This window comes from Pseudomonas sp. BJa5 (assembly GCF_030272875.2).
GTDB lineage: Bacteria > Pseudomonadota > Gammaproteobacteria > Pseudomonadales > Pseudomonadaceae > Aquipseudomonas.
The window spans coordinates 1-266 of the sequence record NZ_JALRNG020000156.1 but is presented as its reverse complement, the minus strand read 5'-3'; the positions used below and the strand labels follow the sequence as shown (position 1 = coordinate 266).

Genomic DNA, 266 nt, shown 5'->3' with positions numbered 1-266 from the left:
GGGCTCCTGCGGCACGCGAGCGAGTTCACCGCGGTGACGAACCAGTTCGTCAACTCCTACAAGCGGCTGTGGGGCGGCGGGGAGGCCCCCAGCTACCTCAGCTGGGGCCACAACAACCGTTCGGCGCTCGTGCGCGTGCCCCTGTACAAGCCGGGCAAGGCCCAGAGCGGCCGCATCGAGTACCGCGGGATCGACTCGGCGACGAACCCGTACCTCTCCTACGCGGTCCTGCTCGGCGCCGGACTCAAGGGCATCGAAGAGGGGTA

The 266-nt window shown here is 68.8% G+C and carries 1 pseudogene; it reads left to right on the top strand.

What is annotated here, in order from left to right:
- Positions 1 to 266, top strand: a pseudogene (locus M2D63_RS25825) (glutamine synthetase); the annotation flags it as partial.